The organism is Candidatus Aciduliprofundum sp. HYA1 (genome assembly GCF_056175085.1).
Window position 1 is genome coordinate 199,728 of sequence record NZ_CM149694.1, and the last position, 20,163, is coordinate 219,890.

Genomic DNA, 20,163 nt, shown 5'->3' on the forward strand with positions numbered 1-20,163 from the left:
GGATGGGAATTGCCTACCTCACCATAAATATTTCTTTTTGTGGGGCAAAGGTAAAATAAGAGGGTTCAATAAATCCTTCGTGACCCTTGAAGGAATGAAAAGAGTTCTGAGAAATCGAGACTTCCTGAAACTCTGGATAGGACAGGTGGTTTCAAACATTGGAGATGAAGTCGCCTTTATAGGTCTTGCGGCTCTGATAGTTTTCAAGTGGAATGGTACCGCCACGGATGTTTCCCTGTTCTTCATATTTGCCTCTCTCCCCGTTCTCATTTTCGGGCCCATTGCAGGCGTTTTCGTAGATAGGTGGAAGAGAAAGAGCACCATGATCTGGGCAGATATAATTCGCAGTGTTATAGCCCTGGCCTTCATATTCTCCACCCAACTGTGGCATCTCCTCGTGCTAATATTCCTTCTCTCCACGGTGTCCAGATTCTTCTATCCCGCAAGGAATGCACTCATACCAAATATTGTGAAGGAGGAGAAACTCATTGAGGCAAATTCCCTATCCCAGATGACCTACATGCTTGCGGTTGTCATAGGCCCCGGCCTGGGAGCAGCCCTGGTTGCTTTGCTTGGATACACAACCACATTCATATTCGACTCCGCATCCTATCTATTCTCAGCCCTGATGATATTTCTCATAGGCCATAGGGAGAGGATTGAAAAGGCAGGAAAGAAGGCCCTCAACGAGATGGCTGAGGGGTTCAGATACATGGCAAAAAATAGAGTTGTTAGACTTCTCGTCACCCTGTTCGGGCTCATAATGCTTGTTGTTGGTGGGCTCAATGTGATTTACACCCTCTACATAAGGGATGTTCTGCACATGAACATCGTGGGCCTTGGAATTTTGGAAACCTCCTTTGGCATCGGAGCGGTCATCGGCTCCGTCCTCGTTGGATTCATAGCAGGAAAAATGAAGAACGTGCACATAATAGGCCTGGGAGTAATCCTCATAGGATTTCTGATATCCATTATGGCTGTGCTTCCATTTTTCCTCATGGCCGTGCTGGTTGCCTTTGGAATCGGGGCAATGAACTCCCTGCTCTCAAGCCCCACCAACGCCATACTTCAGAAGGCCATTGAGGACAAGTACAGGGGTAAGGTCTTCGGCGCTCAGGGTGCCATAATTCAGGGCGCGGCCCTGATCTCAATGGGCATGATGGGCCTCCTGATCTCAATTTTCGGAATAATCCACATTCTAATCTTCTCCGGAATATATGTTGCGCTCATAGGAACCTATCTACTTCTGAACAGAAGGGCTGAGAAACTCATGGATATCGTGGATTGAAAAACTCAATCTTTGTGTCCCTGAGCGTTGGCCTGAGTCTTCTTGCAATATCTATCTCGTGCATATCCACATCCACGATTCCTATGCTCTCCTCAAAATATGGCGCCTTGTAGAGCATTTTCCCCCTGGGAGAGTAGAGCATCGAGCCGCCCCAGAACTCCATGGTGCGCTGCAATCCAGCCCAGTTCACATAGGCGAAGAAGATAGTGTTCTCTATGGCCCTTGCCGGAATTATGGCCTCAAACATGGCCCTGGAGGTTATGGGACTCGCCGATATGTTCACTATCATATCTGCTCCCTTGAGCGCCTGAATCTTCGCAATTTCGGGAAAGAAAGCATCATAGCAAATCTGAACGCCCAATTTTCCAAACTCCGTCTCGATCACCAAGGGATCTGAGCCGGATTTGAAGTAAAGTTTCTCCTCAAAGGGCCCGAAATTTGGAAGGTAAATCTTCCTGGCTACATCCACAGTACCATTGTGTACAATGGCCGCAGAATTGTACATATGCACATCCCTTTCAGGGAATCCAAAGATTATGATTTTATCCTCCGAAATTTCCCTGATTTTTGAGAAGATCTCGTCATCCACACTCAGGGCACTTTCAAAGATCCTGTCGCGTAGGAGGTATCCCGTTAGGTACAGTTCTGGAAATATGTAAATGTCGGCCCTGTGGGAGTTTACAATTTTCAGCAATCTATCAGCATTTCTACGCACATCAAATTCCGGCCTCATCTGGGCCAGGAGAATTCTCATCCCATCATCTCCCTGATCTTGGCCTCAAATTTCTCCTTGTTCACCACATACCTGTAATGCCTGCCCTCTGCAATCTTACCCTTGGAATCCCATGCTTCAACCTCAAATTCCAGTTTTGGTCCTTCTACCTTTATCAGTTTTGCCCTTGCTTTCACACGATCTCCAAGAGGTGTGGCCTTCATGTGCTTTATGCAAATTCCAGTGCCCACTGTAGTATGGGCATCATCAAGATACCTTGCCACGCATCTTAAAGCCGCAATCTCCAGGGTTTGGACAAGCGATGGGGTGGAGAAGACGAGCACACTCAAGCCAATTTGCCTTGCGGTAAGTTCCTCCGTGACCTCAATTTCGTACTCATATTCCACATTCTCGGGGATTTCCATAGAGGGGCATGGATTTGAAGATTAAAAACATTTAACAGCAAAAGTATTATTTATTCGCCCTCCATTTTCCAATTATGCCAACAATAGTTGAGAAAATTCTCCAGGCGCACAGTGAGGAAAAGGTTGAGCCGGGGAAAATCGTGTGGATTGATCTGGATATCATAACCGCAAGGGAATTTGGTGGTCCAAACGTGGTGAAGCACCTTCGCAAACATTTCTCCGGAAATTATGTGGCAAAGCCAGAGAGCACATTTTTCACCTTCGATCTGAGCGTGCCTGCCAAAACCCTGAAATATGCCCTCGCCCAGGACATTTGCAGGAAGTTCGCCAAGGAGGCGGGCATAAGGGTATTTGACATAAACCAGGGGATCGGAACTCATGTGCTCATAGACAGGGGAGTTGTGAAACCAGGAATGACCGCTGTGGGCACAGATTCACATTACAACATCCTGGGAGCTGTGGGCGTGTTCGGCCAGGGAATGGGTGACAAGGATATTGCCTTTGCATTCAAAACGGGCAAAACATGGTTTGAGGTGCCGAGCACAATGAAAATCGTGGTTGAGGGAAAATACTCCTGGCCAGCAGTGGCAAGGGATCTCACCTTCGCTGTTATGCGAGAACTCGGTCCGGCGGGTGCCCTGGGAAGGGCAATAGAATATTACGGGGAGGCAATAGATGCACTGAGCATTGATGGTCGCATAACCCTGGCATCCCAGACAACGGAAATTGGAGGAATAGTGGGATTCACGCCCATGGATGCAAAACTGAAGGCATTTTACGATGCAAAAGGCATGGATTTCAAGCCCATCAAGGCCGATAAGGATGCAGAGTACGTGGAGGAGGTGCACATAGATGTTGATGGTCTTGAACCGCTCATGGCCGCACCCCCAAATCCCTGCAACGTGCATCCTGTGAGTGAGTTTGAAGGTATGGAGATTGATGGTGCGTTCATAGGCTCATGCACCAATGGCAGGTATGAGGATCTCGTGGCAGCCGCAAAGGTTCTGAAGGGAAAGAAGGTGAAGGTCCCCCTCACCATAACTCCAACCACAAGGGAAATCTGGCTCAGATTGATGAGGGAGGGAATATGGGAGATATTTGCAGAAGCGGGAGCAGTGCTCACAAATCCGGGATGCGGTGGATGTGCAGAGGGCATGGCCGGGCTCATTGGAGAGGAAACGTATCTCAGTACCACAAATCGTAATTACCCTGGAAAGCAGGGGCCTGGCAAATTGTACCTCGTATCTCCTGTCATAGCGGCAGCCAGCGCCGTGACTGGAAAGGTCACAATACCGAAATAAAAAATCAGAGACCAACCCATTCACAGGGTTTATAGGCCTTGGAAACCACATGGGTAACCGTTGAGATTACTCCCTCCATCTTCAATTTTCTATCTGTGAACTCCTGCAACTCCTTCATGCTCAAAAACAGGCATTCACACAACAAGTCGTACTCTCCAAGTATCCTGTAGAGGGTTATCAACCTGTTCTCCTTCATAAGTTCCTGGGCAAGTTCGTCAATATGCCTCTTATCCACCTTTATGTACACGAAGGCCTTTATGCTGTTCTCCACAGCATGGCAATCAACAAGGGCCGCATAACCCTTGATTATTCCCTTCTCCTCCAAAATCTTTATTCTTCTTCTCACGGTTGCCTCGCTAACTCCCAGATGCTTGGCAAGTTCAAGATTCGATATCCTGGCATTCTCCCTCAGGGCACAGAGAATTGATAGATCAAGATCATCCACAGGCACCAAGGTTCTATCAAGCGATTTCCATCTTGCTATCAAATTGCATCTTAATGGCTCCATAATACCACCTTTCGTTAACATAATAACGCTTTTCGTATTTAAATTTTTCAATTCCTTAACGCAAATTTATGATTTTTAAATTTTTGATCTCAACAACCTTGATTTTTCCGGGGGGAAGCAAACGGAGGGCCTCATCCACGGGAATGCCAAATTCAGAGGATACCTGCTTGGCAAAATCGTTCTTCTTCAAATCTCCCGGCTCTATTACCGCACATCTCTCGCTCCTTGCAGAGATTGCTGATACAGGACCGCACATGACCATTTTAACTCCCTGATGCTCAATCTCGCCCACAGCCAGGCGCAGTGGAACCTTGTGAATGTAATTTCTCCTGCCATGTACAACCCAGGCACCACGGGCAACGTACTCCCCGCTCTCTCCCATCTTGCTAACCTGGGAGGGATAAACCCAGTACGCGCTGAGATTTCCAAATCCGGCGTTCCAGGCCTTTGACATGCTAACAGCAAACTGGGCCGCCTCGTAAAGGGTCTTTTCCCCTATCTCCTTTCCCTCGGATTTGATCACCACACTTGGGGCACCGTGGATATCAGCATGCATGTAGAGATCCCTATCACCCAGATGCTTTTTCACTACCTCCTCATTGGTCTTGGCATCCCTTCCTGCTATAACCAGGATGCCCTCTGAACTTATGAACCACCTGTACTTCTCAAACCAGAACCTGCGCCTAGACTTCCTTATCTCCTTCTTTTTCTTCTCCTCCTTTTTTTTGGCACTCTTGAGTTCCTCCTTAGCCTTTTCAAGGGCCTGCTGGGCCCCCTTTATCTTTTCCCTCATCTTCTTTGCCCTCTCATAGTACAGGCTCGCATTTTCACCTACACTTTTATCTACGCGAAGTTCAACGGGAACGCCCTCAATCTCAAGCACCATGGTCTTTCCCCTTGCCCCATAGGAAATCTCCGCCCCCTTGGCCTCACTCAGGGCACGCTCAACCTCCCCAAAATGAGCGTATATCAACTCTCCAATCTTCCTGTTCTTCTCCTCTTCACGTGCGAATTTTTCGATGGATTCCTCTATCTCCCTTATCCTGCGCTTTATCCTCAGAACCTCAGGACTATCAACAGCATGCTCGCTCTTAAGATACTTCACAAGGGCTTCGTTGAAGGTATCAAATCTCGCCATGGGGGAGGGGTACATCTTCAGAGGGATGGGTGAGAAGAAATCCTCGTAGAGAAATCCCCCCTCAAAATTAAAGAGTCCCCTTATTGCCCTTTTAAGATTCTCACACTCCTCCCTTTCAAGGGTTTTTGCGCTCTTCTCCACACCGGCACGCAGGCATGCCTCCTCGGCGTACCTTCCAAGGTTGAATTTTCTCGCCACTGTTCTGACAACATCGTACTTTGAATTCTCAATCTCCTCGCACAGGAGATCGAGATCCTGAAGGGGATGAAGTGCCTGTGGTGGAGGCGTATAATTCTCATCCCGCATGATCCTGCGATGTCTCCACTCCCTCTCCACAAAGGCCCTTTCAATTATTCCATCCTTCACAACAACAACGTTTCCCTCCCCAAAGAGTTCCAGAATCAGTTGATAACCGTCCTGGGTTTCAAAAACAACTATCCTGTCAAAATTCAACTGGTAAAATCGGAGTATCTTCTTGCCCGAAAAACGTTTGCGCAGGAACATTACGAACATGCTTGGCTCCAGGGGCGTCTCCCTGGCCTGAAAAAATATCCAGCCCCGGAGATTTACATAGAGCGGGCGGGTCTCGCCCTTGTAGATTTTGAAAAGAAACTCCCTCTCCCCGATCTGATATATTTTTTTGAAAAATCCACCCTCTATCACATCCCTGTTTTCTTTGAGCCACGCGTGAATATCAAGGGACAGCATCGCATCCTTCATAATCCCCCATTTCACCATGAAATAAAGATTTTTGGCACAAAAATTATTTACAGAGAGGCATTAACTCATACGTGCTTGATGTTGCGATTGTGGGTGCTGGGCCCATAGGGCTGTTCATTGCGGGGCAACTATCTTCCCTGGGCTACGAAGTTGCGATTTTTGAAGAGCATCCCGAAATAGGTAATCCTTCCCACTGTTCGGGCCTGTTTTCAACCCACATATTTGAAATCGTACCAAAAATGGGTGTTCTGCATGCCGCAAAGAGAGCTACAATCCACGCCCCAAATGGAAAAACCCTGAAAATAGGAAAGGATGATGTGAAGGCTTACGTGGTGAATAGGGTTGAATTTGACAGGGGAATGGCAAGAATGGCCGCTGATAAGGGAGCAGAAATTCATCTGCGGGAGAGGGTGAGGGGAGTTAAGCATCCAAGAATATGGACTCAAAGAGGAGAGTACAGGGCAAGGATAATCGTGGGAGCAGATGGGATAAACAGCGTCGTGAGGAAGAGCATGAACATAAAAAGTCCAAAAATTTTAGGCGCCTCACAGGTAATCGCCCATTATCCCGTGGATGATCTGGAGAATGTGCACATATTTCTGGGTTCCTCCATTGCCCCGGGATTTTTTGCCTGGATCATACCCCTGTTTGACGATCTCGTTAAAATAGGTCTTGCAAGTTATGGAAATTCCTGGATTTACCTCAAGAGATTCCTGAAGAAATTGAGGGTGCAGGCCCTATCCATCTCAGGAGGGGGTATCCCCATAGGCACCGTGGAAAGGACCTACGATAATGGTATGATCATCGTGGGCGATGCTGCCGGTCATGTGAAGGCCACCAGCGGTGGTGGAGTTTACCCTGGGCTTATGGCTTCAAAATGTGCAATAGAGGTGATCTCCAGGGCACTAGAAATCGGAGATTACGGAGAGACAGGACTTAGAGAGTACGAGGTATGCTGGAAGAGGAGCATAGGAAGGGAACTGAAAAAAGCGGCATACCTGCACAGGATATACCGAAAGATAAGAGACGAGGATTTCAACGCGATTGTGAATGATTTGAACGATGATAAGATAATAGAGGTGATTAACGAAGAGGGTGATATTGACTATCCCTCGCGGGTTGTTATGAAGGTGCTCAGAAAAAAACCCTCCCTGCTCAAGTACCTCAGTATTCCTGCAAGACCCTATCGTAAACCGATTTGAGGGTTGCATCATCCACATGGGTGTAAATCTGCGTGGTGGCAACACTGCTGTGCCCGAGGAACTGCTGTATGAACCTTATGTCCACACCCCTGCGAAGCATTGTGGTTGCAAGCGTGTGGCGAAGAACATGCGGGGTGACCTCCTTCCTTATACCCGCCTTCTTGGCGTATCTTTTAACAATCCTGAACACCTGAGTGCGGGATATCCTCTCACTCTTGCGCGAGGAGAAGAGGTAAACCATATCATCATCCCGGGTGAGGAGATAATCCTGAAGTGCCTCGATCACATGGGGACTGACAACAACTATCCTGTCCTTATCACCCTTTCCAGAGCGAACGTATATTATGCGCCCATCAAAATCAACATCCTCAAATTTCAAATTGCAAAGTTCACTGACCCTGAGCCCGGAATAGGCGAGAAGCGAGATTATGGCGTAATCCCTGGGATTTTCCCTGGAGGCTTCAATCAATCTCTTTGCCTCCTCCTCACTCAGGTACTTGGGCATCTGCCTTGGCCTCTTGGGAGCGGTGAGTTTACTGGCCGTGTCCAGATCCCTGTACTTGAAATAGGCCCTTATGGCCTTTACCGCCAGATAGAGGGAATTCTTGCTGTAATGCTTTCTTGTGGATAGGTACATCTTGTACCTGTTCAAATCTCCAAGAGTTATTTCCTCGGCCCTCTTTCCAATATGGAGAAGCATATCACGCACAAAATGCACATACTCCTTAACCGTGTTCTCGCTCCTCTTCTCTCCCCTCAGGTACTGGGCAAATTTTTTGACCTCGTTGTCAACATAGTCTCCAAATTTGTCAGACATTAGTCATACTAAGAAGGCATGGTATTTAAAACTTTTGCAAATAATTTCATCGCACGGTGAGAATCAATCCAAAAATTAGATATAAAAAGAAGCACTAATAAAAGTGAGATGGAGAAACTCATAGCCCAGGCACAGGTTTACTACATCGTTGGATACGGCAGGGATAGATCAGTATATGATGATAAGAAGTGGATACTGGGCAGGATTTACCTGACAAACAGGAGGATTCTCTTCAAAAAACTTGACAGGTTCATTGAGGTCAAGTACGACGAAATAGTATCCCTTGCCGAGAGGGATAAATACCCCCGCATATCGCCACCCATGGGCTGGTCAAGGGCAAATATTCTTGAAATAAAGCACTACGAATTTGGAGATAAAAGGCACATACTGACATCACTCATATCTGCAAGTTTTGATGTTACTCTGAAACTCAGGGCCATACTCACAAAGATGATAGGAGAGAAAATTGTGGAGATCACAGAAAAACATAAGAAAATTCTACTTCTCCTCTACACAGGAATGAAGGACAACCTTCTGATCAGCTATCTTCTGGACATGGAAATTGGGGAGATTGAAAAAATAATAGAGGACCTTAAATTCATGGGGTTCATATCCTCCGATCTGCTGCTCACAGCAGAGGGAACAAAGATTGTGAAAGAGATCAAAGAGGGAGAAAAATTATAAATCAATAACCGCATTGGGAAGTATGATGCTTGAAATAGATGGCTGGAAAGTTGGATTCAAATTCTCCGCCTCGCATTTCATTCCCTCACATCACAAATGCTCCCGCATACACGGGCATGATTACGGGGTGAGGATAAGAATATTCGGAGAGCCAGAGGGCGGAATTCTATACGACTTTGTGGACTTGAAGAGAGAGGTACGGAGCATATGCGATGAACTGGATCACAGGCTTCTTCTCCCCAGAGATACCAGGTACATAGGGCACAAAATAATTGGGGATACCGTTGAAGTCTCGTTTGAAGGGAAAAAATATGCATTTCCGAGGGATGAAATTGCCTTTCTGGACATACCCCTGGTAACAGCCGAAGAACTCGCCATATACTTCTCAAAAATAATATCTCGAAGGATAAATTTTCCAGGAAATGTGAAGGGCATTGAGGTGTGCGTTGATGAAGGGCCGGGCCAGGGTGCATGTCACTATATGGAGGTGAACCCATGAGGGCCGTTGTTTTGCTCTCAGGGGGTTTGGATTCATCAACGGTGCTTGCAATGGCCCTTGATATGGGGTACGAAGTGCATGCTCTATCCTTTGACTATGGGCAGAGGCATTCAAGGGAACTGGAGAGTGCAAGGAAAATTGCAGAATATTACAGGGTTCCCCACAAAATTCTCAAGATTGACCTCAGGCAGATAGGGGGAAGTGCCCTAACGGATGACATTGAAGTCCCATCAAGGAATGTGGAGGATATTGAGAAGGAAATTCCAATAACATATGTGCCCGCACGAAATACAATTTTACTTTCCTATGCCCTCGCCTATGCAGAGGTGATAGATGCCGATGCCATATTCTACGGGGCAAACGCCATCGATTATTCAGGATACCCCGATTGCAGACCCGAGTACGTGGAGGCCTTTGAAAGGTGTGCAAATCTTGGTACGAAGAGAGGTGTGGAGGGAAAGCCCATAAAAATAATAGCCCCTATAATCCACATGACCAAGGCGGAAATAATAAAGAAGGGCATGGAACTTGGAGTGCCCTACCAACTAACGTGGTCCTGCTACAGAGGAGGAGAGAAGGCCTGCGGAAGATGCGATTCCTGCCTTCTGCGCCTGAAGGGTTTTATGGAGGCAGGCTACGAGGATCCACTTGAGTACGAACATTATCCTGAATTCTACCTTGAATATCTAAGGAGGAAAAAATGATACTTGGAAGATGCTATATCTGCGGTGCACCTGCAACGCATGTGTGCAAAATGTGCGGAAGACCCGTTTGTGAGGATCACTATGTGGCAAGTTTAGGACTCTGCATCAACTGTGCCAGGGGCAAATCTTTCAAGAAATGATCTAACCTTTCTTAAGGCCTTGCCCCTGTGAGATACCCTGTTCTTTTCCTCCGTGCTCATTTCCGCAAATGTTTTATCAGATGCCTCCGGGACGAATATGGGGTCGTATCCAAATCCATTGGTGCCACGGGGTTCTTTGGCAATATTACCATGACAGAGACCCACAAATTTGAAATTCTCACCGGCAATGTGCATCCCTATAACGGTCTTGAATGTGGCCCTTCTGTCTTCAAAGCCTTCCATCAATTTTAGAATACCCTCATTTCCAAGTGTGTGAAAAACGTAAGCGGAATAAACTCCGGGAAAATCATTGAGGGCATGTATAAACAATCCGGAATCGTCAATTATGAAATCCCCCTCTATTTCATCGGCAAGGTAATTCAGGGCAAAATCAATTACATCCTCAAGGCTATCGGCCTGAATCTCCGGGTACTCCATATTGATCATTTCAAGCGAGGGAATTATCTTTTTCATCTCCTGATACTTGTGCACATTGTGGGTTATTATTTTAAACATACCTTCGCCTCCCTTTAATCCCCTCCACCTGCCTCAAGATCTCAGTACCCATCAACCCGCGATAACGGGAAAAGAAATCCTTCAGAAGATTTTTGTGGACAAAATGCGCGGCTTTGAAGGTCTCTTCAAACATCTCAAGATCAACAGCCATATCCTCCAGGGTCGCATTTTGCTCGGCCATACTCCAGTCTATGATCACGATATCTTCACCTGAAAGTATCATATTCCCTGTGGTGAAATCCCCATGGGAGAATCCCGCAGTGTGGATCATCGCGGCGGTTTCCGCTATTTTAAAGATTATTTTCCTTGCATCCTCTTGGGGCATATCGTTGAGCACATCTGCTAAGGTTGCACCATCTATTTCTTCCATAACAATTTCGTAATCGTCCAGATCATAAATCACAGGGCTCCTCACACCGTGCCTCTTCAACTCGTGCATCATCCTTGCCTCTTTTCTTGTACGCAATTTCCTTATTCTCCCATCCAGGGCTGCTATACGATACCCCTTGGACGGCCTTGTTTTTCTCACAACCCTACGGTCAAAGAATTTCTCACGGGAGATTATAGCCTCTGCCCCGGGTGCCTCTACGTATTCCCTCCTATGCCTCCTGACTTCCCAGGGGATCTGCACCGCATCCGTGCGGAATTTCTGGATTACCTGAGTTTCCTCAACATTCATGGAAACCCCATGCTTCAAAAAAAGCAAACCCAAGTAGGCGATCATTGCCCCATTATCTGTACAAAACTCTCCGGGAGGTACGTAGAGATGGGCACCGCGCTCTTCAGCCATAACCCTCAGCATATCCTGAAGACGCTTGTTCCTTGCCACTCCACCGGCTAGGAGAATTTCATCCTTTCTAAGATGCGTGAGTGCCCTCTCCGTTACCTCTGTGAGCATGGCGAAGACCGTTTCTTGCACACTGTATGCAATATCCTCTTTTCTTTCCTCACCCAGTTTGTTAATTGCAGCGGTCAGAATGCCTGAGAAGGCCATGTCCATACCCTTAACAGAATAGGGCAGCGGGATGTACTTCTCCCCCTGAAGGGCAAGTTTTTCCAATCTGGGGCCACCGGGAAAGGGCACACCCATTTCCCTCGCAAGTTTGTCAAGCATATTTCCAACGCCAATATCCAGGGTTTCTCCAAACACCCTGTACCTGCCGGAGGCGTAGGATATAACCTGGGTGTTTCCACCGGATACGTAGAGCATAACAGGATCCTCTGCACCTGTGGTGAACCTTCCTATCTCCAGATGTGCTATGCAGTGATTCACACCCACCAAGGGCACCTTCAACTTCAAACTCATCACACGGGCTGCAGTGGCCACTGTGCGCAGGCAGGGACCAAGCCCCGGACCCTGAGAGAATGCCACACCATCTATATCCTCAGGAGATATGCCTGCAACATTCAGAGCTTCCTCAAGAATTTTTGGAAGGTACTGCACATGGTGGTTCGCTGCCTCTCTGGGATGAATTCCACCCTCAGGAGGTCTGTACATGTGGGATACGTTGGCGAGAACCCTATCCTCTGTGACAATACCCACACCCACTGTATGTGCCGTGCCCTCAATCCCAAGGACTATCAAAAATATCACCTTATATGCCCGAGGGTAAACGAACCAAGGGTTATACCACTCTTGCTGGCCGTAACCTCTATCCAGTTCCTGCTCTGCACTTCGGTTATGCCATGCACCGTGAGATATATCTTATGTGCCTCTATCTTGAACTCAATCATACCATCCATGGTGTATCCAACCATCTGAATCTCATTCTCACTGTGCAATCCCTTCTCAAGAAGGTAGAGTGAAACGGCATTGTCCCTCTTTCTCTTTGTTGTGAATGGCTGTAAAAACCGAAGGAGTGCTTGAGGATCAAGGTAAGCCATCACCGTGGACAGACTGCGAAATGCAAGCCTGTAGTACTTGCTCTTCTCCTTTATCTTCTTCACAATATCATCCACAGCACGCATTATACCATCCACATCGTTCTGGGAATCCAGATATACGACTCCCTCTATTTCAGTGGTGTCCCCTATGCTCTTGGAATACGCATCTATGTAATACACGAGTCCCAATTTCTCGTACTGCTCGTAGGTTGGAAGAACGTAACTCATATCCTCACGAATCCCCTCAACCGTGATATCCGTGAGAATCCATATGGCAGGAATACCCTTACGAAGGCCCTCCGCTATAAAGGAATACACAAGAACCTCCTTGCTGCTGTAGGGAGGTCCATAAATTAGAACGTTGGAGCCCATGGGAAATCCTCCATAGAGGAGATCATCTAGACGCCTTGTACCTGTGCGAACCTTTCTTTCCCGAATTTCTATCTTAACCTCCTCCTCGGCAAGGGCAACTTCCTCCTCGGCAAGACCCTTTAATTTTGCCTCTATCTCCTTCTCCTTCATGCGCAGGTACTTCTCCTTGGCCCTCAACTCCTCCTCTTTCCTCTGAATTTCTTCTTGCAGATCCTCCAACCTGCGCTTTAACATTATCTCATCCATATTCCCTATCTCTTTCTTTATCATCTGCAGCTGCTTTAGTTGTGCCTCAATTTTCTTCTCCCTGTAAAGAAGATCCTCTTCCCTTCTTATCAGTTCTTCCTCCTTGTACTTAAGCATCTCCTGAAGTTTCTTCATCTCGTCCTCCTTTATCTTGATCTCCGCCTTCAGATCCTCAAGTTGCTTGTCCTTCTCAGCCAGTTCCCTGGAAAGCTCATCTATCTTCTTCACAAGTTCCTCAACATTACCCTCCTTGATGATCTTTTTAAGATCCTCTACTTCCTCAGGAGATAGGGCAATGACGGGAGTTCTCTCCAACTCGAGCATTTTCCTCTTCTTTTCGGTCTCAAGTCTTATTATCTCCTCCCTGAGTTCAATTTCCTTCTTCTTCAGTTCCCTTATATCCTCAGGCAGGGGTTTCAAGGCCTCTCTTTTCAGTTCTTCAATCTCATTCCGGAGGGCCTCAATCTCTCTCTCCAACTCCTCCCTCTTAGCAAATTCCACATCCAGCAGGCTCTTCAGTTTTATATTTTCCTCAATGAGTTTATCAACATCCACATTGCCAGTTGAGGCTTTTTTTGCCTCCTCCACCCTGGCTTTAACTTCCTGGGCCTCTTCACCACGGCCCTTCTCCTCCATAAAACCAAAGAAGCTTTCCTCATCACCCTCAAGCCATTTATCAAGCATATTGCGATCCTCTTCAATAACCTTAAGATCGTCACCCAGCAACCAGCTTTTCAAAAGAATTTCGTTCTTCAATTCCTCGTACTCCTTCCTAGTATACTTCCTGCCGCAGGATTTGCAGGTGAGGGTTTTTTCGTCTATTATTCCCCCGCAGTGGGGACAGATAACTTCAATTTTCTCGGTCATTCTCATCCGATTAGGGACATCCTGACCACATTATTTCCCCTGAGAATCACCGTGCCCAACCTGCGGGTCATCTCCTCCGTCTTTTCCTCCGTGTCCATGAGGACCATGTTCATGTAATCATCGAAACCCACAAGTTTGCCCTCAAGCACCCTGTTGTCCTTCAAAAGCAGGGATATCCTCTTGTTCATGAAATTTTCAAGCATTTTCAAAGGCATTGTCATTTTCAATCACCTCCTACCCAATGAGCACCCCCATATAAATTTTTTTAGGTGTAGTTGTATAGATCCTCCTCATCCTCATCCACATTCTCCATAAGGACCTGCAAGAGACTGCGAATGAGTTCCTTCATCTCACTGACCTCCCTCCTCAAAGCCTTTACCTCATTTTCAAGTTTGGCAACGTCTTCAGCCCTAGGCTCTGGCTCCTTAATTGAATCCATAAATTGCCAATATGTAATCCCCTATTTAAATTCTCCTACGCATATTCTGTAAAGCACCATATCAACGTAAACCCGGTCGTGTGTGTGAAAATGGAACATCCTTGGTATGGGAAACTTGTAAACCCTTTTGTGGGTTATCCTTCCCCCAAATTCCTCAATTTTCTCCTCTATGAAACCCGCAGTTACGGCATTGTGCAGAGTATAAACCACACGGGCAACTTCCATGGCCTTTCTGAGAAATGGGAGATCTGCATGCTTTCTCTGCGAGCCAAATGGGGGGTTCTGTATAACGGTGTGAACATGCATATCAAAATTTTCAACATCATCATTAAAAATTTGAAAATTGCATTTGAATTTTTCAGCATTTTTCTCCAGAATCACAACCGCTTCCGGATCAATTTCCACAGCATACACATCTCCTCCCAGAAGACAGGCGCCTATGGAAAATATGCCGGTACCCGCACCAAAATCCGCAATTTCCCTTCCCTCAATATCACCAAGAGAATGGGCAAGAAAAAGAATATCAGATGCTATGGAAGCCGGAGTGAAATACTGCTCAAAAAAGGGCTTGGGGTTTCTGTATTTATCCACGCCCTCAAGCAGAATTTCCAGTTTTTTCTTCTTCATTGAGTTGCCACTGCCCTTACAAGACGATGTGCAAGTTCAGAGGCATGGGTCGCCGATATTCCCCTGTTTTTCAGTTCCTCAGCAACCTTCTTCATTGCCCTGCGCCACTTCCACGTTGATTTGCTGTACCTTGCCTCCACGAGAATTCTCACAATTTCCTTATCAACCTCTATGCCGTATTTCTCCCTCAACTTCAGTTGCCAGAGCGGGATGAGCACGTAGGGCACGTACACCCTATCCACGTAAGTTTGGCCTGCAACCCTGTACCTTCTACCCATCAACTTTCCAATACCCTATTGAGATAAATAATTTTTGCCATTGCACCAAAATGCATATTTACTCCCTCGCAATTGTCGAAGGGTGTACATATATTACCCTGGAAATAGGTTTCCTTCGCTCTCCGTGACGGGAAAATTCTGCGCACTGCACTGCAAGCACTGCAACGGGAAGTACCTTGAGCATATGGTACCCGTGGAAACTCCAGAGAAACTGCTGAAATTTGTTAAGGATAAAGAAAAAAGTATTAACGGTTTCCTTCTGAGCGGGGGCTCCATGCCCAACGGAAAGGTACCCCTGAGAAGGTTCAAGGATGCGGTGAGGTGGATTGTGGAAAACACTGATCTTCTGGTTAACGTGCACACCGGAATAATTGACAGGGAGGATATGAACTACCTTGAAGAGATGGCTCCACACCACATATCCTTTGACGTTGTGGGATCAACTGAAGCAATAAGAAAAGTTCTGGGATTGAATAGGAGCGAGGATGATTATTTCCGTGCACTTGAAATGCTCGATGATTCCCCCCTCAATTACTCCCCCCACATAATAATAGGGCTCAATTTTGGGAAGGTGGAATGGGAATACGGCACCGTGGATTTCATTGCAGATTTGAAAAGGTTCTCAAATCTCGTGCTTATAGTTCTCATTCCCACGAAGGGCACACCCATGGAGAACGTGGAGGTAAAAGAGGAGGACGCAATTGATGTGCTCAGATATGCGGCAAAAAAGATCAATCCCAGGAGAGTGGTGCTGGGATGCATGCGTCCAAGAAAATTCGTGAATCTGGAACGGGAGGCGGTTGACCTGAATTTCAAGGGAATAGTTATTCCCTCCCTCAAAACAATGAGGTACATGAGGGATAAGGGCATAGAGGTAAGGCCCATGGAAACATGCTGCGTTTTCCCCTAAGTCGGGAAAATATAAATATGTGAAAGGATATTAAGACCGAGGTGATTTCCATGGAAGATGACTCAATAATGAGTGCTTATTACAACAATCAGATTGTGACCGCGCTTATTGGGGTGAAGGTTGACACAAAGAGTATTGAGGATTTTGCAAACGAGGCAAGGGAATTTACCAACGTGGAAGATGTTTTTCTCGTCACCGGGGAGTATGATATTATCGTTAAGGTGAAATTCCCCTCCTACGGAGAGTTGAAGGATTTCATTGTGAACAAACTCTCCAAACTTGATGGTGTTATGAAGACCGAAACCATGATGGTTGTGAACACCTACAAGGAGAGAGGAATAAAATTTGAATGAGGTGATAAATATGAGCGAAAAAGACAAACTTTACCAGGAGATAGTTGGTATGCTGGAGGAGTTGAGTGAAGATACCTCGCTCCCAAGAAATATAAGGAAGGGTATTTCAAATGCCAAGGATATTCTTACCAAGAATGGCCAGGCATTGGATGTACGTATTGCAAGCGCCATATTCGCCCTTGATGAGATTGCAAATGATCCCAACATACCCGTTCACGGTAGAACTATGGTTTATATGATAATGGGCAAACTGGAAACCCTATCCAAGGAGATATCGTCCTGATCGGGAGTCAAATTATGGATCTGAATACCTTCCTTCACATTTTCATACCCCTATTTGCCGTTATAGACCCCTTCGCAGCCCTCCCTCTTTACATGTCCCTGACAGCCGGGCTTAGCGAGGGGCAGAAGAGGAGAATAGTAAAGGAGGCCTCCATCACAGCCATAGTTCTTCTCATATTCTTTGAGTACCTGGGCATATACATCCTCGATTTTATGGGAATATCCATTGAAGCCCTCATGATTGCGGGAGGTCTTCTGATGCTCATGGTGAGTATTGAGATGGTGAAGGAGGGAGACAAACCAAGAAGCACAAACAAGAAAACTGCACTCCATGAGGAGACAGGAGATGTGGGCATCGTGCCCCTGGGAACCCCCATGCTCGCCGGTCCCGGTGCCATATCCCTCGTGATCATTCTTATGGGAAAGTATCCAGGAGAGAGCATATCAATTGCGGTATCCATAATAGCCATAATCCTCCTGACAGCATTGATATTTCTGGGTGCAAATTACATTTCAAGAATAATGGGGGAGAAGGGCGCCAGGGCCTTCACCCGCGTTATGGGTCTCCTGGTTGCTGCCTTCGCAGTCCAGTACATACTCGACGGAATATCTCAGTACTTCGGAATATAGCCCAGGGGGAGCGATGGACTCTCATTTCTTCGAGCCCACCGGTTTCCTGGGCATGTGGAATATGAGAAAAAATAATTTATCATTTGCGCTATGAGGGGCCCATGGATAAGGTGAATATTGAAACTGCAAAACTTCCAATATGCAATCACTGCCTGGGAAGGATATACGCCCTGCTTGGGCACGGGTTGAGCAACGAAGAGAGGGGGAAGGCCATAAGGGTTATGTTTGCAATGGAAAACAACGTGGATGTTGAAACATTGATTCCCGAAAACTGTGAGGTTTGCAATAACATATTTTCCCGGCTCGAAGATTATGCCCACTACATTGCCCAAATACTCAAGGATTATGAGTATGATACCTTTATGATAGGCTCCAGATTTTCAGGAGAGACCATAGCCAGGGATGAGGAGTACAGGATGAAATTCGGGAGCGTGGGCGAGCCCATAAACAGAGAATTCAACCGGGAACTGGGAAAAATTGTTATGTCCCTTACCGGTAAGGAGGCCACCACCAAAAGTCCGGATATAACTGTCATAGTGGACACTGAATACGATGATGTGCGCCTTGAAATAAAACCTCTTCTCATCTATGGAAGATACAGAAAACTGGTGCGTGGCATACCACAGACAAAATGGCCCTCTGGAAAATATAAGGAGAGCGTGGAGGAGATAATAGCCGCGCCCATTATGAAAATCACCGGAGGTTCTGGTCATGCTCTCCATGGAATGGGAAGGGAAGACATTGATGCGAGAATGCTTGGAAATGGCAGACCCTTCATAGTTGAAATAAAGGCACCCAGAAGGAGAAGGGTGGATCTGCAAAAAATACAGGAAGAGATCAACTCCAGCGGAAAGGTAGAGGTTATGGATTTGAGATTTGCCACGAAGGATGAGATTCAGAAAATAAAGAGAGCCGCGCCCAGAAAAAGGTACAGGGTTGGAATCAAGGTGGATGCGAATGAGGGGGATATGGAAAGGACGCTGGCATCTCTAGTGGGCAAAATCTCACAGCGTACCCCAACAAGGGTAAAGCATCGGAGGGCTGACAAGGTTAGAATCAGAGAGGTCTACGAGATAAAACTTGTGGAAGGAGAGGGAGATACATGGGTTGTGGAGGTGCTTGCCCAGAGCGGTACGTACATAAAGGAACTTATGCACGGTGATGGAGGAAGAACAACTCCAAGCCTGGCGGAGAAACTTGGCAAAAAGGTGGAGGTCCTGTGGCTGGATGTTATAGAAATCCTAGATTGAGAGAATTTCCTCCGGGCTGTTTATCAAACTGTCAATGTAGGCATTGATACCTGTGAGTTCCCTCTCAATTGGCATATCAGCCAGTTTGGATATGAAAAGCAGGGAGGTGAGGTGAACCCTGAAGGGCAGGGTCCACTCTCCCTTTCCCGTGGATTTAAGACCCGAGGCGATGGAGTTTAATTCTTCCTTGGCACGGGTGCCTATCCATCCTATTTTTTCGTAGTAATCCAGTACCCTCTCCAGGCCCTGATGATCAACGTGCTGCATCATGTACGCAAGCCATTTCATCGCCAGCACGTGCTTTCTTGGATCATCCCCTATCCTTTCAAGTATCATTTTTCACCTCCTCACCAGAGATTTATGTACTTCGTTGTGTACGTGGATGGGGTTTCAAATTCCACCAGATTCGGCACTCCGTGCTTTGGTATGAGTTTTATCATCACGCTGGTCTGGGGAGCCAGGTAAAGCCCCACAGCCGATGCATTTATCAGTATCTTTATCACATCTCCGGAGGTTATAACCCTATCCCTCTCCCAGTTGGATGGTGGCATATCCCTCGCTATCTGCACTCCGAATGTTCCGTTTGTGAGATCCGTGAAATTCTGGGCGTTTGGATCATAGGTCAGGGTGGCATCTGTGTACCCATCGGTTATTTCCACGAGCACGCTGTAGAGCGAGATCGGAGGACTTCCTGCCATGAGCCCAACCTTGATTTCCAGATAAGTTATTGTTGGACTGTATCCCGAGCCGTAGGTGGCATTTACCTCACTACTTGCCGTGGCTGCCTGTGGGAGTATCAGTTTCACCTCTCCAGTATTGTAGTTTATTGTCCCGCTCACATTGCCAACCACTGGCACGAGGTTTCCTGTACCATCGTCCTTAACAACAAAGGTCCCATTGGTAATAACCACGCTGTGGGGATTCACCGGCACATGTTTCAGGGTTCCTGTGAACACCGTGTCTCCAGAGGATATGTTACCCAGAGTTTCGTTTGTGTACATCACATCACTTCTTATGCCCTGAATGGTGATCACCTTGAAACCCGTGGCGACATCCTGTACGGCTATGTCCCCTGTTTCCATGGCCTGTTGCTGGAGCATATATGCCGTCTGTATCAGCACTGTTGCCGCCACCGCGGCCACTATGATCATTGCGATGAATATTATGAGTGTGCCCACGCCCATTTCGCCCTTTTCTCTCCTATACACCTTCTTCATTTTGACATTCTCCTAAGAGGGCCCTGTGCCCGCAGGTGATAGCATGGAGACATTCTCATTTTTGAGAACGATTAATGATAATTTGACCTGATTTTAAATACCTTTTCTCATGATTATCTATTATGGAACAAAATCACGAAAAAACTTTATCAAA

The 20,163-nt window shown here is 46.7% G+C and carries 25 protein-coding genes; 11 read left to right on the plus strand and 14 right to left on the minus strand.

What is annotated here, in order from left to right:
* The first annotated feature begins 79 nt into the window (after positions 1–79).
* The gene (locus AC0S1O_RS01135; protein WP_475393930.1) at positions 80–1,288 is read left to right on the plus strand and encodes an MFS transporter; all 1,209 of its coding nucleotides are present in this window, start codon (positions 80–82) and stop codon (positions 1,286–1,288) included.
* On the opposite strand, the gene AC0S1O_RS01140 is transcribed toward AC0S1O_RS01135, so the two are convergent.
* Both AC0S1O_RS01140 and AC0S1O_RS01145 read right to left on the minus strand, forming a co-directional pair.
* Entirely contained in the window at positions 1,269–2,042 is a 774-nt protein-coding gene (locus tag AC0S1O_RS01140) for a carbon-nitrogen hydrolase family protein (RefSeq protein WP_475393931.1), read from the minus strand. The two genes, AC0S1O_RS01135 and AC0S1O_RS01140, sit on opposite strands and share 20 nt — an antisense overlap.
* Positions 2,039–2,425: a thioesterase family protein gene (locus AC0S1O_RS01145; protein WP_475393932.1), complete on the minus strand. Its 387-nt coding sequence runs from the start codon at positions 2,423–2,425 to the stop codon at positions 2,039–2,041. The genes AC0S1O_RS01140 and AC0S1O_RS01145 overlap by 4 nt, the downstream gene beginning before the upstream one ends.
* 74 nt (positions 2,426–2,499) lie before the next feature.
* On the opposite strand from AC0S1O_RS01145, the gene AC0S1O_RS01150 reads away from it, so the two are divergent.
* On the plus strand, positions 2,500–3,726 hold the full coding sequence (locus AC0S1O_RS01150; RefSeq protein ID WP_475393933.1) for a 3-isopropylmalate dehydratase large subunit: 1,227 nt from the start codon (positions 2,500–2,502) through the stop codon (positions 3,724–3,726).
* A gap of 4 nt (positions 3,727–3,730) precedes the next feature.
* Here AC0S1O_RS01150 and AC0S1O_RS01155 read toward each other — a convergent pair whose 3' ends face one another.
* A complete protein-coding gene (locus AC0S1O_RS01155) occupies positions 3,731–4,234 on the minus strand; it encodes an Lrp/AsnC family transcriptional regulator (RefSeq protein ID WP_475393934.1) in 504 nt (167 codons plus the stop codon).
* Between the two features lie 55 nt (positions 4,235–4,289).
* On the minus strand, positions 4,290–6,080 hold the full coding sequence (gene rqcH, locus AC0S1O_RS01160; RefSeq protein ID WP_475394499.1) for a ribosome rescue protein RqcH: 1,791 nt from the start codon (positions 6,078–6,080) through the stop codon (positions 4,290–4,292).
* Between the two features lie 83 nt (positions 6,081–6,163).
* Here rqcH and AC0S1O_RS01165 point away from each other — a divergent pair, with 83 nt between their 5' ends.
* Positions 6,164–7,294, plus strand: a complete 1,131-nt coding sequence (locus AC0S1O_RS01165; RefSeq protein WP_475393935.1) for a geranylgeranyl reductase family protein — start codon at positions 6,164–6,166, stop codon at positions 7,292–7,294.
* Here AC0S1O_RS01165 and xerA read toward each other — a convergent pair.
* A complete protein-coding gene (gene xerA, locus AC0S1O_RS01170) occupies positions 7,257–8,111 on the minus strand; it encodes a site-specific tyrosine recombinase/integron integrase (protein ID WP_475393936.1) in 855 nt (284 codons plus the stop codon). The two genes, AC0S1O_RS01165 and xerA, sit on opposite strands and share 38 nt — an antisense overlap.
* Before the next feature lie 108 nt (positions 8,112–8,219).
* Between xerA and AC0S1O_RS01175 the strand changes: the two genes are divergently transcribed.
* Genes AC0S1O_RS01175 through queC form a run of 3 tightly spaced genes read left to right on the plus strand, consistent with a single transcriptional unit; the run spans position 8,220 to position 9,998 of the window.
* On the plus strand, positions 8,220–8,795 hold the full coding sequence (locus AC0S1O_RS01175; RefSeq protein ID WP_475393937.1) for a hypothetical protein: 576 nt from the start codon (positions 8,220–8,222) through the stop codon (positions 8,793–8,795).
* Positions 8,796–8,817: 22 nt separating this feature from the next.
* Positions 8,818–9,294: a 6-pyruvoyl trahydropterin synthase family protein gene (locus tag AC0S1O_RS01180; RefSeq protein ID WP_475393938.1), complete on the plus strand. Its 477-nt coding sequence runs from the start codon at positions 8,818–8,820 to the stop codon at positions 9,292–9,294.
* Positions 9,291–9,998, plus strand: coding sequence for a 7-cyano-7-deazaguanine synthase QueC (gene queC / locus AC0S1O_RS01185; protein WP_475393939.1), 708 nt, complete (start codon positions 9,291–9,293; stop codon positions 9,996–9,998). Before AC0S1O_RS01180 ends, queC begins: the two co-directional genes overlap by 4 nt.
* 92 nt (positions 9,999–10,090) lie before the next feature.
* On the opposite strand, the gene AC0S1O_RS01190 is transcribed toward queC, so the two are convergent.
* From AC0S1O_RS01190 to AC0S1O_RS01220, 7 genes are read right to left on the minus strand one after another with little or no spacing between them, the layout of a single operon-like run.
* Positions 10,091–10,654, minus strand: a complete 564-nt coding sequence (locus tag AC0S1O_RS01190) for an XTP/dITP diphosphatase (RefSeq protein ID WP_475393940.1) — start codon at positions 10,652–10,654, stop codon at positions 10,091–10,093.
* Positions 10,647–12,239, minus strand: a complete 1,593-nt coding sequence (locus AC0S1O_RS01195) for a bifunctional N(6)-L-threonylcarbamoyladenine synthase/serine/threonine protein kinase (RefSeq protein ID WP_475393941.1) — start codon at positions 12,237–12,239, stop codon at positions 10,647–10,649. The genes AC0S1O_RS01190 and AC0S1O_RS01195 overlap by 8 nt, the downstream gene beginning before the upstream one ends.
* A gap of 5 nt (positions 12,240–12,244) precedes the next feature.
* Complete coding sequence (locus tag AC0S1O_RS01200) at positions 12,245–14,023, minus strand: RAD55 family ATPase (protein WP_475393942.1); 1,779 nt, start codon at positions 14,021–14,023, stop codon at positions 12,245–12,247.
* Between the two features lie 2 nt (positions 14,024–14,025).
* The gene (locus AC0S1O_RS01205; protein ID WP_015282896.1) at positions 14,026–14,244 is read right to left on the minus strand and encodes an LSM domain-containing protein; all 219 of its coding nucleotides are present in this window, start codon (positions 14,242–14,244) and stop codon (positions 14,026–14,028) included.
* 44 nt (positions 14,245–14,288) lie between these two features.
* Positions 14,289–14,462 carry a hypothetical protein gene (locus AC0S1O_RS01210; RefSeq protein ID WP_475393943.1) on the minus strand — a complete coding sequence of 58 codons (174 nt, stop codon included), beginning with the start codon at positions 14,460–14,462 and terminating at the stop codon, positions 14,289–14,291.
* Between the two features lie 21 nt (positions 14,463–14,483).
* On the minus strand, positions 14,484–15,089 hold the full coding sequence (locus AC0S1O_RS01215) for an METTL5 family protein (protein WP_475393944.1): 606 nt from the start codon (positions 15,087–15,089) through the stop codon (positions 14,484–14,486).
* Entirely contained in the window at positions 15,086–15,367 is a 282-nt protein-coding gene (locus AC0S1O_RS01220; protein WP_048103962.1) for a hypothetical protein, read from the minus strand. Before AC0S1O_RS01220 ends, AC0S1O_RS01215 begins: the two co-directional genes overlap by 4 nt.
* Positions 15,368–15,449: 82 nt before the next feature.
* Here AC0S1O_RS01220 and AC0S1O_RS01225 point away from each other — a divergent pair, with 82 nt between their 5' ends.
* The 5 genes from AC0S1O_RS01225 to AC0S1O_RS01245 all read left to right on the plus strand — a co-directional run bounded on the left by AC0S1O_RS01225 (position 15,450) and on the right by AC0S1O_RS01245 (position 18,792).
* The gene (locus AC0S1O_RS01225) at positions 15,450–16,277 is read left to right on the plus strand and encodes a radical SAM protein (RefSeq protein WP_475393945.1); all 828 of its coding nucleotides are present in this window, start codon (positions 15,450–15,452) and stop codon (positions 16,275–16,277) included.
* 50 nt (positions 16,278–16,327) lie between these two features.
* Complete coding sequence (locus AC0S1O_RS01230) at positions 16,328–16,630, plus strand: Lrp/AsnC family transcriptional regulator (RefSeq protein ID WP_475393946.1); 303 nt, start codon at positions 16,328–16,330, stop codon at positions 16,628–16,630.
* A 10-nt stretch (positions 16,631–16,640) separates the two neighbouring features.
* Positions 16,641–16,913: a UPF0147 family protein gene (locus AC0S1O_RS01235; RefSeq protein ID WP_015282902.1), complete on the plus strand. Its 273-nt coding sequence runs from the start codon at positions 16,641–16,643 to the stop codon at positions 16,911–16,913.
* A gap of 14 nt (positions 16,914–16,927) precedes the next feature.
* Positions 16,928–17,542, plus strand: a complete 615-nt coding sequence (locus AC0S1O_RS01240) for a MarC family protein (protein ID WP_475393947.1) — start codon at positions 16,928–16,930, stop codon at positions 17,540–17,542.
* A 101-nt stretch (positions 17,543–17,643) separates the two neighbouring features.
* Complete coding sequence (locus tag AC0S1O_RS01245; RefSeq protein WP_475393948.1) at positions 17,644–18,792, plus strand: tRNA pseudouridine(54/55) synthase Pus10; 1,149 nt, start codon at positions 17,644–17,646, stop codon at positions 18,790–18,792.
* On the opposite strand, the gene AC0S1O_RS01250 is transcribed toward AC0S1O_RS01245, so the two are convergent.
* Positions 18,784–19,128 carry a FlaD/FlaE family flagellar protein gene (locus AC0S1O_RS01250; protein ID WP_475393949.1) on the minus strand — a complete coding sequence of 115 codons (345 nt, stop codon included), beginning with the start codon at positions 19,126–19,128 and terminating at the stop codon, positions 18,784–18,786. The two genes, AC0S1O_RS01245 and AC0S1O_RS01250, sit on opposite strands and share 9 nt — an antisense overlap.
* A gap of 11 nt (positions 19,129–19,139) precedes the next feature.
* On the minus strand, positions 19,140–20,009 hold the full coding sequence (locus tag AC0S1O_RS01255) for an archaellin/type IV pilin N-terminal domain-containing protein (protein ID WP_475393950.1): 870 nt from the start codon (positions 20,007–20,009) through the stop codon (positions 19,140–19,142).
* Between the last annotated feature and the right edge of the window lie 154 nt (positions 20,010–20,163).

Excerpts from the sequence above, each read along its gene's own strand:
- AC0S1O_RS01205 (WP_015282896.1), bottom strand. The coding sequence starts at position 14,244 with ATGACAATGCCTTTGAAAATGCTTGAAAATTTCATGAACAAGAGGATA.
- rqcH (WP_475394499.1), bottom strand. The coding sequence starts at position 6,080 with ATGCTGTCCCTTGATATTCACGCGTGGCTCAAAGAAAACAGGGATGTG.
- queC (WP_475393939.1), top strand. The coding sequence starts at position 9,291 with ATGAGGGCCGTTGTTTTGCTCTCAGGGGGTTTGGATTCATCAACGGTG.
- AC0S1O_RS01245 (WP_475393948.1), top strand. The coding sequence starts at position 17,644 with ATGGATAAGGTGAATATTGAAACTGCAAAACTTCCAATATGCAATCAC.
- AC0S1O_RS01230 (WP_475393946.1), top strand. The coding sequence starts at position 16,328 with ATGGAAGATGACTCAATAATGAGTGCTTATTACAACAATCAGATTGTG.
- AC0S1O_RS01145 (WP_475393932.1), bottom strand. The coding sequence starts at position 2,425 with ATGGAAATCCCCGAGAATGTGGAATATGAGTACGAAATTGAGGTCACG.
- AC0S1O_RS01140 (WP_475393931.1), bottom strand. The coding sequence starts at position 2,042 with ATGAGAATTCTCCTGGCCCAGATGAGGCCGGAATTTGATGTGCGTAGA.
- AC0S1O_RS01220 (WP_048103962.1), bottom strand. The coding sequence starts at position 15,367 with ATGGGTAGAAGGTACAGGGTTGCAGGCCAAACTTACGTGGATAGGGTG.
- AC0S1O_RS01200 (WP_475393942.1), bottom strand. The coding sequence starts at position 14,023 with ATGACCGAGAAAATTGAAGTTATCTGTCCCCACTGCGGGGGAATAATA.
- AC0S1O_RS01210 (WP_475393943.1), bottom strand. The coding sequence starts at position 14,462 with ATGGATTCAATTAAGGAGCCAGAGCCTAGGGCTGAAGACGTTGCCAAA.
- AC0S1O_RS01190 (WP_475393940.1), bottom strand. The coding sequence starts at position 10,654 with ATGTTTAAAATAATAACCCACAATGTGCACAAGTATCAGGAGATGAAA.
- AC0S1O_RS01240 (WP_475393947.1), top strand. The coding sequence starts at position 16,928 with ATGGATCTGAATACCTTCCTTCACATTTTCATACCCCTATTTGCCGTT.
- AC0S1O_RS01235 (WP_015282902.1), top strand. The coding sequence starts at position 16,641 with ATGAGCGAAAAAGACAAACTTTACCAGGAGATAGTTGGTATGCTGGAG.
- AC0S1O_RS01215 (WP_475393944.1), bottom strand. The coding sequence starts at position 15,089 with ATGAAGAAGAAAAAACTGGAAATTCTGCTTGAGGGCGTGGATAAATAC.
- AC0S1O_RS01255 (WP_475393950.1), bottom strand. The coding sequence starts at position 20,009 with ATGAAGAAGGTGTATAGGAGAGAAAAGGGCGAAATGGGCGTGGGCACA.
- AC0S1O_RS01180 (WP_475393938.1), top strand. The coding sequence starts at position 8,818 with ATGATGCTTGAAATAGATGGCTGGAAAGTTGGATTCAAATTCTCCGCC.
- AC0S1O_RS01150 (WP_475393933.1), top strand. The coding sequence starts at position 2,500 with ATGCCAACAATAGTTGAGAAAATTCTCCAGGCGCACAGTGAGGAAAAG.
- AC0S1O_RS01155 (WP_475393934.1), bottom strand. The coding sequence starts at position 4,234 with ATGGAGCCATTAAGATGCAATTTGATAGCAAGATGGAAATCGCTTGAT.
- AC0S1O_RS01250 (WP_475393949.1), bottom strand. The coding sequence starts at position 19,128 with ATGATACTTGAAAGGATAGGGGATGATCCAAGAAAGCACGTGCTGGCG.
- xerA (WP_475393936.1), bottom strand. The coding sequence starts at position 8,111 with ATGTCTGACAAATTTGGAGACTATGTTGACAACGAGGTCAAAAAATTT.
- AC0S1O_RS01175 (WP_475393937.1), top strand. The coding sequence starts at position 8,220 with ATGGAGAAACTCATAGCCCAGGCACAGGTTTACTACATCGTTGGATAC.